This window comes from Tropicibacter alexandrii, from assembly GCF_003667315.2.
GTDB classification, from domain to species: Bacteria; Pseudomonadota; Alphaproteobacteria; order Rhodobacterales; family Rhodobacteraceae; genus Tropicibacter; species Tropicibacter alexandrii.
In genome coordinates this window covers 382,086-395,420 of sequence record NZ_RCTZ02000001.1, presented here as the reverse complement: position 1 = coordinate 395,420, position 13,335 = coordinate 382,086, and the positions used below count along the sequence as shown (strand labels likewise).

Here is a 13,335-nt window from a genome sequence, read left to right as displayed (position 1 = left end):
GAACAAGAGGGCAAGAGCATGCTGCGCACGGCGACATTCCTGACAACGGTGGCGGTACTCGCGCTTGCGGGGTGCTCCGAGAAGGACCCGGTCCTGACGGGCGATCGGCTGGGCGTGCGCGAAGTGTTGCAGACACGCGGTGCTGTGGACGAGGGCGACCTTGCCAACGGATCGCAGCCGGTGGCTCTGCCGGGGATCAGCGCCAATGCGGACTGGCCGCAGGCGCATGTCTCTCCTTTTGCGCGGGTGCCGCACGCGGCTTTGGCTGCACAGCTGGCGCCTTTGTGGTCGGTGAAGATCGGCGCAGGCGATACGCGCCGCGCGCGCATCATCGCCGATCCGGTGGCGGCGGGCGGGCGCGTCTTTACCATCGACAGCGACAACCGTGTGCAGGCGACCTCGGCTGCGGGCGAGGTGCTGTGGAGCTACGACCTGACGCCCCTGCGCGACGCCAATTATCAGGCGCAGGGCGGCGGGCTCGCCTTTGGCGAGGGCAAGCTGTTCGTGTCCTCGGGTTTTGGCACGCTGACGGCTGTAGACCCGGCCTCGGGTCAGGAGATCTGGACGCAACGGCTGGGCAATACGGCGACCGGCGCACCGACGGTGCGCGACGGGCTGGTCTATATCGTATCGGGCGACACGACCGCTTGGGCCATCGAGACGGGCGATGGCCGGGTGCGCTGGCAGATCGACCTGCCCTCCGATGTGAACAACGTGGCCGGGGCACCGGCCCCTGCGGTGACGGACAAATACGTGACCTTCGCCTTCGGGTCCGGCACGGTGCAGACCGTCTTCCGGCAGGGCGGGTTGCGGATCTGGAACGCCGACATCCTCGGTCGCCGCAACGGCGTCGCCCTGACCGGCGTGACCGATGTGACCGGCGACCCGGTCGTGGTCGGCGACACGGTCTATGCGGGCAACCATTCGGGACGGATGGTGGCGTTCTCGCTGTTCGACGGCGAGCGCAAATGGACGGCGCGGCAGGGCGCGAATGGGCCGGTTTGGGCGGCGGGCGATGCGGTGTTCTTCGTCAACGACCTGAACGAATTGGTGCGGCTGGACGCCGAAACCGGCGCACAGGTCTGGGCGGTGGAACTGCCGGGATACGAGCCGACGCGCCGCCCGCACAAGCGCCGCGATGCCGCGTTTGCCAATCACGGGCCGGTTCTGGCGGGGGGACGTTTGGTTGTGGCCTCCTCGGATGGGCTGATCCGCAGCTTTGCGCCCGAGGATGGGTCGCTGGTCTCGGCGGTCGAGATCCCCGGCGGGGCCACCACGCGGCCGGTCGTGGCGGGCGGCGTAATGTATGTCGTGTCCGGCAAGGGCGTGCTGCACGCGTTCCGCTAGGCGGTCAAATTTCTTCGAAGAAATTTGCAAAGGCCTTCGAAGGCCTTTGTGCCCCGTCTCGCGGTGGGGTGAACCCTCGCGGAGGGCGAACAAGGTCTTTCGAAAGACCTTGTCCAACGGCCTTCGAAGGCCGTTGCCGCCCGTGACGGTGGGGCTTTAACTGTCCGGAAAACTGCGCTACATGGCCAGCTTGACCGCTGGAGCCCGTGATATGTCCTTCACCCTCGCCATCGTCGGCCGTCCCAATGTGGGCAAGTCGACCCTGTTTAACCGCCTCGTGGGCAAGCGCCTTGCGCTGGTCGACGACCAGCCCGGCGTGACGCGCGACCTGCGCGAGGGCGAGGCGCGGCTGGGCGACCTGCGGTTCACCGTGATCGACACCGCCGGTCTCGAGAACGAGACCGACGATTCGCTGCCCGCCCGCATGCGCCGCCTGACCGAGCGCGCAGTGGACATGGCCGATATCTGCCTGTTTCTCGTCGATGCCCGCGCGGGCATCCTGCCCGATGACCGGGTCTTTGCCGAGATCCTGCGCAAGCGCGCCAAGCATGTGTTCGTCGCCGCCAACAAGGCCGAGGGCCGCGCCGCCGATGCGGGGGTCTACGAGGCGTTCGAGTTGGGTCTGGGCGAGCCGATGCGCCTGTCCGCCGAGCATGGCGAGGGCATGAACGAGCTTTACACGGCGCTGCTGCCGCTGGCCGATGAATTCGAGGAGCGCGCCAGCGAGGATGCGCCCGAGATCGAGGTCTCGGTCGGTGAGGAGGACGAGGTTCTGGCGGCGGATGTGCCGATGCCGACCGCGGCCAAGCCGCTTCAGATCGCCATCATCGGGCGGCCCAACGCGGGCAAGTCGACCTTGGTCAACCAGATCCTCGGCGAGGACCGGATGCTGACCGGCCCCGAGGCCGGGATCACCCGCGACGCGATCTCCGTCCAGAAGGAATGGGACGGCGTGCATATGCGCATCTTTGACACCGCGGGCATGCGCAAGCGGGCCAAGGTGCAGGAAAAGCTGGAGAAACTGTCCGTCGCGGATGGTATCCGGGCGATCAAGTTCGCCGAGGTCGTGGTGGTCTTGCTGGATGCCGCGATTCCGTTCGAGACGCAGGATCTGAAGATCGCGGATCTGGCCGAGCGCGAGGGGCGCGCGGTGGTGGTCGCGGTCAACAAATGGGATATCGAGGACGAGAAACAGGACAAGCTCAAATGGCTCAAGGATGAGTTCGAGCATGTGCTGCCGCAGCTGCGCGGCGCGCCGTTGGTGACGATCTCGGCCCGGACCGGGCGGGGCATGGACCGGCTGCAAAAGGCCATCATGCAGGCCTATACCACATGGAACCGGCGCATCCCGACCGGGCAGCTGAACCGCTGGCTGGAGGCGATGATCGCCCGCCACCCGCCGCCCGCGCCGCAGGGCAAGCGCATCAAGCTGCGCTACATGACGCAGGCCAAGACGCGCCCGCCGGGCTTCGTGGTGATGTGTAGCCATCCGGACAAGCTGCCCGAGAGCTATTCGCGGTATCTGGTCAACGGCTTGCGCGAGGATTTCGACATGCCCGGCACGCCGATCCGGCTGTATATGCGCGGGCAGAGCGACCAGAACCCCTTCAAGGGGCGGCGCAAGAAGAATGCGGGCGCGCTGAAGAAGCACAAGGGCAGCTTGCAGTCCAAGCAGGGCGGCGAGCGGTAACCGGTCGGTGCGGGCACTGCCCGCGCTCTGTCCTCTGGGGGTCACACCCCCAGACCCCCGGTTTTTGGGGGTGTAACCCCCTGCGCTGAGGCGCATTCCCCCCAAGGTATTTTGGGCCAGAAGAAGACCGGGTGCAGGTGGGGCGATCACGCCCTTGTTTCAGGGGCTTGCGGCGGTTTTTGCATGGGATATTGATATCGCCGACGACAGTGAGTCGTTGGTTTCGCGAGCGGCATGGGCCCTCGCGTTGGAGTGATCCCGAGAATGAAGCGTGTTTATCTGGCTGCCGTGATGGCGTCCGTGGCCTTTGGTGTGTCTGCGCAGGAACTGGTCGATGCCGATGAGAACGGCGTCTATTCCTATGAGGAAATGCTGGCCGCCTATCCCGAGCTGAGCGAAGAGCAGTTCGTGATGATCGACACCGATGGCGACGAATCCGTGTCGATGGACGAGTTCAATGCCGCCGTCGAGGCCGGTATCCTGAACTGAGACCGAGCGGGGCAGGGCGCGTTCCAGCGCCTTGCCCTCTGCCCAGGTGCCATAGAGGGCGCCGTTTGGCATGACGACATAGATCACCGGCGCGGCGCCCGGTTGCCAGTGCAGCGTCAGGATGCGACCTTCGAGCGGGCCTGCGCCGCGATAGCTGTCGGCTCCGATGCGCCATTCGCCCACCACGTCCATGCCGTTTTGCGTCAGCTGCAGCGTGCCGGAATAGGCGCTGCCATCCGCGTTGCGGCCCTCGACGGTGTAGCTGCCGGTGAGGTTGGTCGAGGGGGCGGAGCCTTGTTCGAGGTTCTGCGCCAGCGCCGGGGTGGCGAAGACGATCAGGGCGGCGGCAAGGCGGCGGCGGGTGAGCATGGCGTGATCCTTTCCGCGTCAGATTAGCGGGTGGGCGGGACCGCGCAAGGGTTACTCGGTATCGGTGCCGCGCAGGCCGAGGATGATCAGGATGCCCAGCACCGCCAGCCCGCTGACCGCGGCGTTGAGGGGGGCGGCATTGGCGACGATCACGGCGATCAGGGCCCAGATCACGGTGATGCCGTATTCGGGCGCGCGGTGCAGGCGGTATTGCGCGGTGACGGCGATGCCGACCGCGACCAGAAGGCACAGCAGTGCGGCCGGGGTGGGGGCGAGCCAGCCATAGCCGCCGATCACCACGCCGGTGCCGACACAGGCGGCGGCGCTCAGCCAGCCTGCATAGATCGCCACCGGGGCCTGTTGCAGCCAGCGGTCGGTGTCGCCGACGCGGAACAGGGCCGCCAGCGCCGTGGCCAGCATGCCCCAGATCAGCACCACCGCCAGCAGGGGCGAGAGTTGCGCCGCCGGAATCCACGTGATGCCGATGGCAAGGCTGGCCAGCAGCGGCTTGCGCATCGGTTGCCAGTCCGGATCATCGGCGCGGCGCAGCAGGCCAAAGCCGGTGCCGACGATCAGCCAGGCATAGATCAGCCCCCAGATGGCAAAGGCGTAGCCCGCCGGTTGCACCGGGGGCTCCTCGATCACCACGGGGAATTGCTCGGGCGCAAAGCCTGCGAACCCGGGGAAGACCACGGGGGAGGCGGCAAACAGCACCGCCGCGACAAAGCAGAGAAGCGCCCAGAGTTTCGTCACGCGAGCTGTCCCTCGGCCGTCAGGGTGGTCTTGCCGCCCAAGTAAGGGTGCAGCGCCTCGGGCAGGATCACCGAGCCATCCGCCTGCTGGCCATTTTCCAGCACGGCGATCAGGCAGCGGCCCACGGCCACGCCCGATCCGTTCAGCGTGTGTACGAATTCGGGCTTGCCATTCGGGGCCTTGAAGCGGGCGTTCATGCGCCGCGCCTGAAAATCGCCGCAGACCGAGACCGAGCTGATCTCGCGATAGGTGTTCTGACCGGGCAGCCAGACCTCGATATCGTGGGTCTTGCGCGCGCCAAAGCCCATATCGCCGGTGCACAGCACGATGGTGCGATAGGCAAGGCCAAGCTTTTGCAGCACCGCCTCGGCGCAACCCGTCATGCGCTCATGTTCGGCCAGCGAGGTGTCGGGGGTGGTGATCGAGACCATCTCGACCTTCTCGAACTGGTGCTGGCGCAGCATTCCGGCGGTGTCCTTGCCCGCGCTGCCCGCCTCGGAGCGGAAGCACAGCGTGTGCGAGGTCATGCGGGTCGGCAGCGCCGCCTCGTCGACGATTTCACCCGCGACGGTGTTGGTCAGCGTGACCTCGGATGTCGGGATCAGCCACCAGCCATTGGTGGTCTGATAGCTGTCCTCGGCGAATTTCGGCAATTGCCCTGTGCCGTACATGGCCTCGTCACGGACCAGAACCGGGGTCATGGTCTCGGTCAGGCCGTGTTCCGTCGTGTGCAGGTCCAGCATGAATTGCGCCAGCGCCCTGTGGATGCGGGCGACCGCGCCGCGCAGCAGGACGAAGCGCGAGCCCGACAGTTTGGCGGCGGTCTCGAAATCCATGCCGGGCTTGACGCCCGCGAGATCGAAATGCTCGACCGGCTGGAAATCGAGCGTGGGCGGCGTGCCCCAGCGGCGCAGCTCGACATTGTCATCCTCGTCGGCGCCATCGGGCACATCATCCAGCGGCAGGTTGGGGATGCCGGCCAAAGCGGCCTCCAGCGCCTTGTCCAACTCCTTGGCCTTGTCCTGCATCGCGGCCACTTCGGCCTTCTTCTCGGCCACCAGCGCGCGCAGGCGTTCGAATTCGGCCTCGTCACCCTGCGCCTTGGCGGCGCCCACGGATTTCGAGGCCTTGTTCTGCTCGGCCTGCGCGGTTTCGGCGGCGTGGATCGCGGCGCGGCGTTCCTCGTCCAGCTTCAGGATGCTCGACGACGCATCCACAACCCCGCGGCGGGACAGGGCCGCATCGAAGGCGGCGGGGTTTTCGCGAATGGCGCGGATGTCGTGCATCGGATCCTCCAATGGTCTTTGAGTCGCGTGTGTTATGCCCCATTCCGATCCGGTACGGTAGGGGCGGGAAATTGTTCACGATGCCGCAACGGTTTGTCCCCCACGCGACTGACACAATTTGCGCCAATACTGGTTATCAATGGACCGGACGAGGCATTTTTCAAGGTTCGGGGACGCAACATGACCGCCATATTGCTGGTTTTGCTGGGGGCTTTCGGCATTGGGTCGTTGGTGGTGGGCGCGGTCGAGGATGAAATCCGCGACGAAGTCGACGCGGCGCGCGGCTCCGCCGAGGACGAGGACGGTGTCGCGCCGCTCGAGGACATCATCGGCACCGACCGGGCCGATGGGCTGGAAGGCACCGACGGGGCCGAGACCATTCGCGGCGAAGGCGGCGACGATTTCATCGTGGCGCAGGACGGGGATGACTTCGTGCGCGGCGGCGATGGCAATGACACCATTCAGGACGATTACGACATCGACGATGTGAGCGAAATGCCGTCGGGCGATGACACCTTCTATGGCGGGGATGGCAATGATGACGTCCTGTCGGATGACGGGTCCGACCAGCTTTTTGGCGGGCTGGGGGCGGATTACCTTTATGCCTTGGACGCGCCCGGCACCGATGCGCCCGACACGCTGAACGGCGGGTTCGGCGCGGATCTTCTGGACGGCGACGATGGGGATGTCCTGTCGGGCGGAGGCGGGCCGGACATGTTCCGGTCGTGGATCGGACAGGAGACCGACCAAGCGGTGACGATCACCGATTACGAGGAAGGCGAGACCGTGGTGCTGGTCAATCAGGACCCGGATTTCCTTGGCGATGATCCCGACATCCGGCAAACGCGCGACGGTGACGAGGTGCGGCTGAAGGCCAATGGCACGCTGCTGGCGACGGTGAGCGGGCCGGGCATCGATGCGCTGGACTTCGAGCTTATCGACCTGACGCGCTGAGCGCGTCCCGCAGCCAACCATCCACCGGAACGGCGAGCGCCTGTTCCTCTTGCACGGCGCTGATGATGGCGACGACTTCGCCCGCCTCGTTCAGGACCGGGCCGCCGGACTGGCCCGGCTCGACCCGGCAGGCGATGCGCCACAGCCCGTAATCGGGCGCGCCGTAGCAATAGGGCGTAATGGCCTGCCGGTGCGGGGCCGACCGTTGATAGCCAATCAGGGTCAGCGGGCCGGGCAGGGCGCCCGTGCCGATGGGCAGCGGGGAAATGTCCAGCGGCTGGTCCAGCGTGACCAGCGCGAGATCGTTCTCGATCATGAAACGCGCATTGGAAAAGGCACCGGGATGGATGTCGACATGGGCGATGCGGGCCGCGCCCTTGTGGCTCTCGCCGTTCCAGTCGGCGACGAAGACCATGTCGCCCAAGGGCTTGGCATAGCCGTCGATCACCGAAATCACGCAATGCGCGGCGGTCAGGACCTTGTCCGGGGCCACGAGCGTGCCTGAGCACATCTCGCGGTGTTTGTAGCCTGCGAGGTTCAGCCGCCCGACCGCCTCCTCGGCGATCAGCGGCAGGGGAAGAAGCAGCAGCACGATGCGCCACATGGAGGGGCCCTTTCGATTGGGGCCTGTTCGCGAACGGGACGGTAGCGGGGGAGCGGCGGCAAGGCAATCCGTCTGGCTTGTGCGCCAAGGGAGCAAGGCCGCAGGCCGCCGCGCATCGACGGGCCGCCCCCACGGCCCGTCGATTTGGTGAAGCTTGTGCAATGTGATGGAGTCTTTCGGATGTGGCCGGGATAAATCGACAGGCTCGACGGGCAGATCGACAGACCGCGGCCCGTTCGATGCGCGGCTTCCCGAATGCCTCCAACGCCCGCCATCCGGACCGTCATGCCCCCGAAGCGCGCCTTATCGCCACGGGCCGCGTCGATTCCACACCTGCCCCGCTTGCGCTTGGCCTGCGCAAACCATAGGTTCCGCGCGAACAGGCGGGGATGCCCCGCGCGCCATAAAAACAAGGAGCATCCCGATGGACGCAAACGGTATTGCAGGTTTTCTGCCGATCATCCTGATCTTTGCGATCATGTATTTCATGCTGATCCGACCCCAGCAGAAAAAGATGAAAGAACATCAGGCCATGGTCGAGGCCGTCCGCAAAGGCGACAAGATCGTCACTCAGGGCGGCATCGTCGGCAAGGTGGCCCGCGTGCCCGAAGGCGCCGAAATCGAGGTGGAAATCGCCGATGGCGTCAAGGTCAAGGTGATCAAGTCCACCATCGCGCAGGTGCTGTCCAAGACCGAGCCGGCGCAGGGCTAATCCTTCATGTTGCAGATCGATCTCTGGAAACGCGTGCTGATCTGGGGCGTCGTTGCGCTCGGTCTGCTCTTCGCGATGCCGAACGGGTTCTATACCCGTGTCGAGCAACATAACGACGCTGTCAAAGCCATCGAGGCCGGGGCGGATACGTCGGAAAACCGCGAGGCGGCCAGTGTCTGGCCGTCCTACCTGCCATCCGGTCTGGTCAATCTTGGCCTCGACCTGCGCGGCGGGGCGCATCTGCTGGCCGAGGTTCGGACCGGCGATGTCTATGCCTCGCGCATGGAGGCGCTCTGGCCGGACGTGCGCGACGTGCTGCGCCCCGAGCGGGACACGGTCGGCACCATCCGCCTCGTCCCGTCCGAGCCGTGGGAATTGCGGGTGCGCATATCCGAGCCGTCGGGCATCGACCGGGCGCTGGAACTGGTGCGCGGTCTGGCGCGGCCTGTCGTGTCGCTGACCGGGGCCGGGTCCACCGACCTTGAGGTCCGCGCCGAGGACAACGTCATCATCGTCACCCTGTCCGAGGCCGAAATGCAGGCCACGGATGAGCGCACGATGCAGCAATCGCTGGAAATCATCCGCCGCCGCATCGACGAGGTCGGCACGCGCGAACCGACGATCCAGCGTCAGGGGTCGGACCGGATCCTGATTCAGGTGCCCGGTCTGGGATCGGCGCAGGAGTTGAAGGACATCATCGGCACCACCGCCCAGCTGACATTCCAGCCGGTCGTGGGCCGCGCCGCCAGCGCCGACGACCCGGCCGGGGTCGGCAATGAGATCCTGCCCTCGCTCGACGATGAGGGCGTGTTCTACATTCTCGAACAAGCACCCGTCGTCACCGGCGAGGAACTGACCAACGCGCAGCCGTCCTTCGACCAGAACGGGCGGCCCGCCGTCAGCTTTACCTTCGACGCCACGGGCGCGCGGAAATTCGGCGACTACACGGCGCAGAATATCGGCTCGCCCTTTGCCATCGTGCTCGATGACGAGGTCATCAGCGCGCCGGTCATCCAAAGCCACATCCCCGGCGGGTCGGGCATCATCACCGGCAACTTCACCGTCGAGGAATCGACGCAACTGGCCGTGCTGCTGCGCGCGGGCGCGCTGCCTGCGGGTCTGGATTTCCTTGAGGAACGGACCATCGGGCCGGAACTGGGGCAGGACAGCATCGACGCCGGGAAAATCGCGACCATCGTCGCCTTTGCCGCCGTTTTGATCTTCATGTTTGCGTCCTACGGCCTGTTTGGCGTGTTCGCCAACATCGCGCTGGTCGTCAATATCGTGCTGCTCTTTGCCGTGCTCAGCATGTTGGGGGCGACCTTGACCCTGCCGGGCATCGCCGGGATCGTGCTGACGGTCGGCATGGCGGTCGACGCCAACGTGCTGGTCTTCGAACGCATCCGCGAGGAACTCAAGACCGCGCGCGGCCCGGCTCGGGCCATCGAACTGGGCTATGAAAAGGCGCTGAGCGCCATCGTCGACGCCAACATCACCACCTTCATCACGGCGGTGATCCTGTATGTCATGGGCTCTGGCCCGGTGCGCGGCTTTGCCGTGACGCTGGGGATCGGCATCCTGACATCCGTCTTCACGGCGCTTTTCCTGACCCGCGTGCTGATCGTCATGTGGTTCGAGCGTCGCCGCCCGAAAACGCTGGAGGTGTGAGATGAGACTGAGACTGGTTCCCCAAAACACCAACTGGGACTTCTTCTCGCGCCCGACGCTGTGGCTGGGCATTTCGGCGGTCATGATCGTGCTGGCGTTGGTCAGCTTCGGCGTGCGCGGGCTGAACTACGGCATCGACTTCAAGGGCGGCACGACGATCCGGACCGAGTCGGCGCAGGCGGTCGATGTCGGCGCATATCGCGATGCGATGGTCACCTTGGGGCTGGGCGACGTGGTGATCACCGAGGTCTTCGACCCGAATTTCCGCGACGACCAGAACGTGGCGATGATCCGGATCGAGGCGCAAGAGGGGCAGGAATCCGTGACCCCCGAGGTGATCGAACAGACCCGCACCGCGCTGCAAGGGGTCAGCCCCGACATCAAGTTCGTCTCGGTCGAATCGGTGGGGCCGAAGGTCTCGGGCGAGCTGATCCAGACGGCGGCGATTGCGGTGGTCTTGGCCATCGGGGCGGTGCTGATCTATATCTGGCTGCGCTTCGAATGGCAGTTCGCGCTGGGGGCGGTGATCGCGCTGGTGCATGACGTGGTGCTGACCATCGGGGTGTTTTCCGAGGTCGGCATCCGCTTTGACCTGACCACCATCGCGGCGCTTTTGACCATCGTCGGCTATTCGCTGAACGACACGGTGGTGGTCTTCGACCGCGTCCGCGAGAACCTGATCAAGTACAAGTCCAAGGACCTCAAGGAGGTGCTCAACATCTCGATCAACGAGACGCTGAGCCGGACCTTCATGACCTCGTTCACCACGCTTCTGGCGCTGATCGCGCTGTTCGTGCTGGGCGGCGACGTGATCCGGGGCTTTGTCTTTGCGATGATCTGGGGCGTGATCGTGGGGACCTATTCCTCGATCTTCGTGGCCTCGGCGATCCTGCTGCGGCTGGGCGTGAAGCGCGACTGGACCAAGCCCACCGACACCACGGGCAACCAGTTCGGCAACGTCGATGCCTGAGGTCCTGGCCGCGGCGTTTGCAACGCCGGGGCTGATCTGGGTGGTCTTTGCCGCAGCCCTGTCGGGCTGTGTGCGGGGCTTTGCGGGCTTTGGCACGGCGATGGTTTTCCTGCCCATCGCCGGCCAGCATCTGGGGCCGGTCGCGGCGCTGGTGGCGCTGGCGATCATGGACGGGTTCGGGCCGATCCCGAACCTGCCGCGCGCTTGGCGCGATGGCCAGCCACACGACGTGGCGCGGCTGATCGCCGGGCTGGTGGTGACACTGCCGGTGGGGGTGTACCTTCTGGGCCTGCTCGACCCGCAGGCCTTCCGCTACATCGTGTCCTGCGTGGCGCTGGCGCTGCTGGCCTGCCTTGTGCTGGGCTTGCGCTATCAGGGGCAGGTGCGCCCGCCCATGGTCTATGGCATCGGCGGCGTGTCGGGCATCCTTGGCGGCGTGTCGGGCATTCCCGGCCCGCCGGTGATCCTGTTCTACATGGCCAGCCCGTTGCCCGCAGCGGCGATCCGCGCCAACAACATGCTGTTCCTGTTTGCCTTCGACTGGCTGTTTCTTGGCATGCTGGCGCTGCGCGGGTCCCTGACGCTGGAGGCGGTGCTGGTCGGCGCGCTGATCGTGGTGCCCAATGCGCTTGGCAATATCTTCGGGGCTGCGCTGTTTCGCCCCGGCCACGCGCGATCCTATCGCGGCGTGGCCTATGTCATCATCGCGGCGTCGGCCTTGTCCGGCCTGCCCATTTGGGGATAGGAAAGCGACATGAGACTGAACGAGATGCAATTTCCCGATGCGGTGCCGGTCGATGGCTACGGGCCGGGGTTTTTCCGGGTCGGCGGCCAGCCCTTCGAGGGCGCGATGATCGTCGCGGGCGGCAAGCCCATGGCTTGGGGCGGCCTGTCGGATGTGGACGCGCTGCGCGCGCTGGTCGGTCAGGTCGACGTGCTGTTTGTCGGCATGGGGGCCGAGATCGCGCATTTGCCCGCCGCGCTGCGGGCCGAGCTGGAAGAGGCGGGTCTGGGTGTCGAGGTCATGGCCTCGCCCGCCGCATGCCGCACCTATAACGTGCTTTTGAGCGAGGGCCGCCGCGTGGCCATCGCCGTTTTGCCGGTCTGACGTGCTGCGCGTCTCCGACCTGACCGTCGCACGGGGCGGCGTGCCGGTGCTGGAGGGCGTTTCATTTTCGGTGGCCGATGGTCGCGCGCTGGTGCTGCGCGGGCCGAACGGATCGGGCAAGACGACGCTTCTGCGCACGGTGGCGGGCTTGCAGCCCGCGCTCGACGGCACGGTGGACGGCGCGGGAGAGCGCATCGCCTATGCGGCGCATTCCGACGGGCTGAAATCGATGCTGTCGGTGGCCGAGAATTTGTCGTTCTGGGCCAGCGTGTTCGGGCAGGCCGACATCATGCGCGCGATGACCGCCTTCGATCTGGTCGCGTTGGAGGACCGGCTGGCCGGGACGCTCTCGGCGGGGCAAAAACGGCGGCTGGGATTGGCACGGCTGATGGTGACGGGCCGCCCGGTCTGGGTGCTGGACGAGCCGACGGTGTCGCTGGACGCGGCCTCTGTCGCGTTGTTCGCCGAGGCGGTGCGGGCGCATCTGGCGCAAGGGGGATCGGCGCTGATGGCGACGCATATCGACCTTGGGCTGGCCGAGGCGGAGGTGTTCGACGTGACGCCGTTTCGCGCAAAGCCGGGTGTGTCGCGGCAGGACGAGGCCTTTCTATGATCGCGTTGTTGATGCGGGATTTGCAACTGGCGGTGCGCGCAGGAGGCGGGTTTGGCCTTGGGCTGGCGTTTTTCCTGATCGTGACGGTGCTGGTGCCGTTCGGCGTGGGGCCGGAGACGGGCTTGCTGTCGCGGATCGCGCCGGGGGTGTTGTGGATCGGGGCCTTGCTGGCCTGCCTTTTGTCGCTGGACCGGATTTTGGCGCTGGATTGGGAGGATGGCTCGCTCGACCTGCTGGCCACCGCGCCCCTGCCGATGGAAGGCATCGTCAGCGTCAAGGCGCTGGCGCATTGGATCACGACGGGTCTGCCGCTGGTGCTGGCCGCGCCCGCCTTGGGCGTGCTGCTGAGCCTGCCGGTCGAGGGTTACCTGTGGGTGGTCGTCAGTCTGGCCGTCGGCACGCCTGCGCTGTCGGTGATCGGGACATTCGGCGCGGCGCTGACGGTGGGATTGAAACGCGGCGGGCTGCTGCTGTCGCTGCTGGTTCTGCCGCTCTACGTGCCGACGCTGATTTTCGGGGCAGAGGTGGCGCGGCGCGGGGCCGAGGGGTTGGCGGTGCAGACGCCGCTGTTGATGCTGGCGGGGATCAGTTTCGGGGCGGTGGCCCTGTTGCCGTTTGCCAGCGCCGCCGTGTTGCGAGTGAACCTGAGGTAGAGAGCACTTTAAAGCAGGATGGGTGATCACCCATCCTACTTCAGGGAACGTGAACGACGGTCGCATTGCCAAGACCGCATATTTCGGGTGTAACCCAACCTGACGCAGGGAAGAGGACC

14 protein-coding genes are annotated in these 13,335 nt (G+C 66.1%); 10 read left to right on the top strand and 4 right to left on the bottom strand.

Features of this window, described 5'->3' with window-relative positions:
* The first annotated feature begins 18 nt into the window (after positions 1-18).
* Positions 19-1,347 carry a PQQ-like beta-propeller repeat protein gene (locus D8Z78_RS01965; protein ID WP_128910576.1) on the top strand — a complete coding sequence of 443 codons (1,329 nt, stop codon included), beginning with the start codon at positions 19-21 and terminating at the stop codon, positions 1,345-1,347.
* A gap of 211 nt (positions 1,348-1,558) precedes the next feature.
* Positions 1,559-3,037, top strand: coding sequence for a ribosome biogenesis GTPase Der (gene der / locus D8Z78_RS01960; RefSeq protein WP_128910575.1), 1,479 nt, complete (start codon positions 1,559-1,561; stop codon positions 3,035-3,037).
* A 159-nt stretch (positions 3,038-3,196) separates the two neighbouring features.
* Here the strand turns inward: der and D8Z78_RS24825 are convergent, their stop codons facing one another.
* Genes D8Z78_RS24825 through serS form a run of 3 tightly spaced genes read right to left on the bottom strand, consistent with a single transcriptional unit; the run spans position 3,197 to position 5,934 of the window.
* The gene (locus tag D8Z78_RS24825) at positions 3,197-3,895 is read right to left on the bottom strand and encodes a hypothetical protein (protein WP_206169618.1); all 699 of its coding nucleotides are present in this window, start codon (positions 3,893-3,895) and stop codon (positions 3,197-3,199) included.
* A 51-nt stretch (positions 3,896-3,946) separates the two neighbouring features.
* Complete coding sequence (locus D8Z78_RS01950) at positions 3,947-4,648, bottom strand: hypothetical protein (protein WP_128910574.1); 702 nt, start codon at positions 4,646-4,648, stop codon at positions 3,947-3,949.
* The gene (gene serS / locus D8Z78_RS01945) at positions 4,645-5,934 is read right to left on the bottom strand and encodes a serine--tRNA ligase (protein ID WP_128910573.1); all 1,290 of its coding nucleotides are present in this window, start codon (positions 5,932-5,934) and stop codon (positions 4,645-4,647) included. The genes D8Z78_RS01950 and serS overlap by 4 nt, the downstream gene beginning before the upstream one ends.
* Before the next feature lie 180 nt (positions 5,935-6,114).
* Here serS and D8Z78_RS01940 point away from each other — a divergent pair, with 180 nt between their 5' ends.
* Positions 6,115-6,888, top strand: a complete 774-nt coding sequence (locus D8Z78_RS01940) for a calcium-binding protein (protein ID WP_128910572.1) — start codon at positions 6,115-6,117, stop codon at positions 6,886-6,888.
* On the opposite strand, the gene D8Z78_RS01935 is transcribed toward D8Z78_RS01940, so the two are convergent.
* Positions 6,869-7,492, bottom strand: coding sequence for a trypsin-like serine peptidase (locus D8Z78_RS01935; protein ID WP_128910571.1), 624 nt, complete (start codon positions 7,490-7,492; stop codon positions 6,869-6,871). The genes D8Z78_RS01940 and D8Z78_RS01935 overlap by 20 nt on opposite strands.
* Before the next feature lie 424 nt (positions 7,493-7,916).
* Between D8Z78_RS01935 and yajC the strand changes: the two genes are divergently transcribed.
* The 7 genes from yajC to ccmB are packed head-to-tail and all read left to right on the top strand — an operon-like array spanning position 7,917 to position 13,216.
* Positions 7,917-8,204 carry a preprotein translocase subunit YajC gene (yajC, locus tag D8Z78_RS01930; RefSeq protein ID WP_128910570.1) on the top strand — a complete coding sequence of 96 codons (288 nt, stop codon included), beginning with the start codon at positions 7,917-7,919 and terminating at the stop codon, positions 8,202-8,204.
* Between the two features lie 6 nt (positions 8,205-8,210).
* Positions 8,211-9,872 (top strand): protein translocase subunit SecD, encoded by a 1,662-nt coding sequence (gene secD / locus D8Z78_RS01925; RefSeq protein ID WP_128910569.1) that lies wholly within the window; start codon positions 8,211-8,213, stop codon positions 9,870-9,872.
* A gap of 1 nt (position 9,873) precedes the next feature.
* The gene (secF, locus tag D8Z78_RS01920) at positions 9,874-10,842 is read left to right on the top strand and encodes a protein translocase subunit SecF (protein ID WP_128910568.1); all 969 of its coding nucleotides are present in this window, start codon (positions 9,874-9,876) and stop codon (positions 10,840-10,842) included.
* Positions 10,835-11,587: a sulfite exporter TauE/SafE family protein gene (locus D8Z78_RS01915; RefSeq protein ID WP_128910567.1), complete on the top strand. Its 753-nt coding sequence runs from the start codon at positions 10,835-10,837 to the stop codon at positions 11,585-11,587. The genes secF and D8Z78_RS01915 overlap by 8 nt, the downstream gene beginning before the upstream one ends.
* 9 nt (positions 11,588-11,596) lie before the next feature.
* On the top strand, positions 11,597-11,950 hold the full coding sequence (locus tag D8Z78_RS01910; protein WP_128910566.1) for an Mth938-like domain-containing protein: 354 nt from the start codon (positions 11,597-11,599) through the stop codon (positions 11,948-11,950).
* 1 nt (position 11,951) lies between these two features.
* The gene (ccmA, locus tag D8Z78_RS01905) at positions 11,952-12,563 is read left to right on the top strand and encodes a heme ABC exporter ATP-binding protein CcmA (protein WP_240671964.1); all 612 of its coding nucleotides are present in this window, start codon (positions 11,952-11,954) and stop codon (positions 12,561-12,563) included.
* Positions 12,560-13,216, top strand: coding sequence for a heme exporter protein CcmB (gene ccmB / locus D8Z78_RS01900; RefSeq protein ID WP_128910565.1), 657 nt, complete (start codon positions 12,560-12,562; stop codon positions 13,214-13,216). The genes ccmA and ccmB overlap by 4 nt, the downstream gene beginning before the upstream one ends.
* Positions 13,217-13,335: the final 119 nt, after the last annotated feature.

Excerpts from the sequence above, each read along its gene's own strand:
- D8Z78_RS01965 (WP_128910576.1), top strand. The coding sequence starts at position 19 with ATGCTGCGCACGGCGACATTCCTGACAACGGTGGCGGTACTCGCGCTT.
- der (WP_128910575.1), top strand. The coding sequence starts at position 1,559 with ATGTCCTTCACCCTCGCCATCGTCGGCCGTCCCAATGTGGGCAAGTCG.
- D8Z78_RS24825 (WP_206169618.1), bottom strand. The coding sequence starts at position 3,895 with ATGCTCACCCGCCGCCGCCTTGCCGCCGCCCTGATCGTCTTCGCCACC.
- serS (WP_128910573.1), bottom strand. The coding sequence starts at position 5,934 with ATGCACGACATCCGCGCCATTCGCGAAAACCCCGCCGCCTTCGATGCG.
- D8Z78_RS01940 (WP_128910572.1), top strand. The coding sequence starts at position 6,115 with ATGACCGCCATATTGCTGGTTTTGCTGGGGGCTTTCGGCATTGGGTCG.
- D8Z78_RS01935 (WP_128910571.1), bottom strand. The coding sequence starts at position 7,492 with ATGTGGCGCATCGTGCTGCTGCTTCTTCCCCTGCCGCTGATCGCCGAG.
- yajC (WP_128910570.1), top strand. The coding sequence starts at position 7,917 with ATGGACGCAAACGGTATTGCAGGTTTTCTGCCGATCATCCTGATCTTT.
- secD (WP_128910569.1), top strand. The coding sequence starts at position 8,211 with ATGTTGCAGATCGATCTCTGGAAACGCGTGCTGATCTGGGGCGTCGTT.
- secF (WP_128910568.1), top strand. The coding sequence starts at position 9,874 with ATGAGACTGAGACTGGTTCCCCAAAACACCAACTGGGACTTCTTCTCG.
- D8Z78_RS01915 (WP_128910567.1), top strand. The coding sequence starts at position 10,835 with ATGCCTGAGGTCCTGGCCGCGGCGTTTGCAACGCCGGGGCTGATCTGG.
- D8Z78_RS01910 (WP_128910566.1), top strand. The coding sequence starts at position 11,597 with ATGAGACTGAACGAGATGCAATTTCCCGATGCGGTGCCGGTCGATGGC.
- ccmB (WP_128910565.1), top strand. The coding sequence starts at position 12,560 with ATGATCGCGTTGTTGATGCGGGATTTGCAACTGGCGGTGCGCGCAGGA.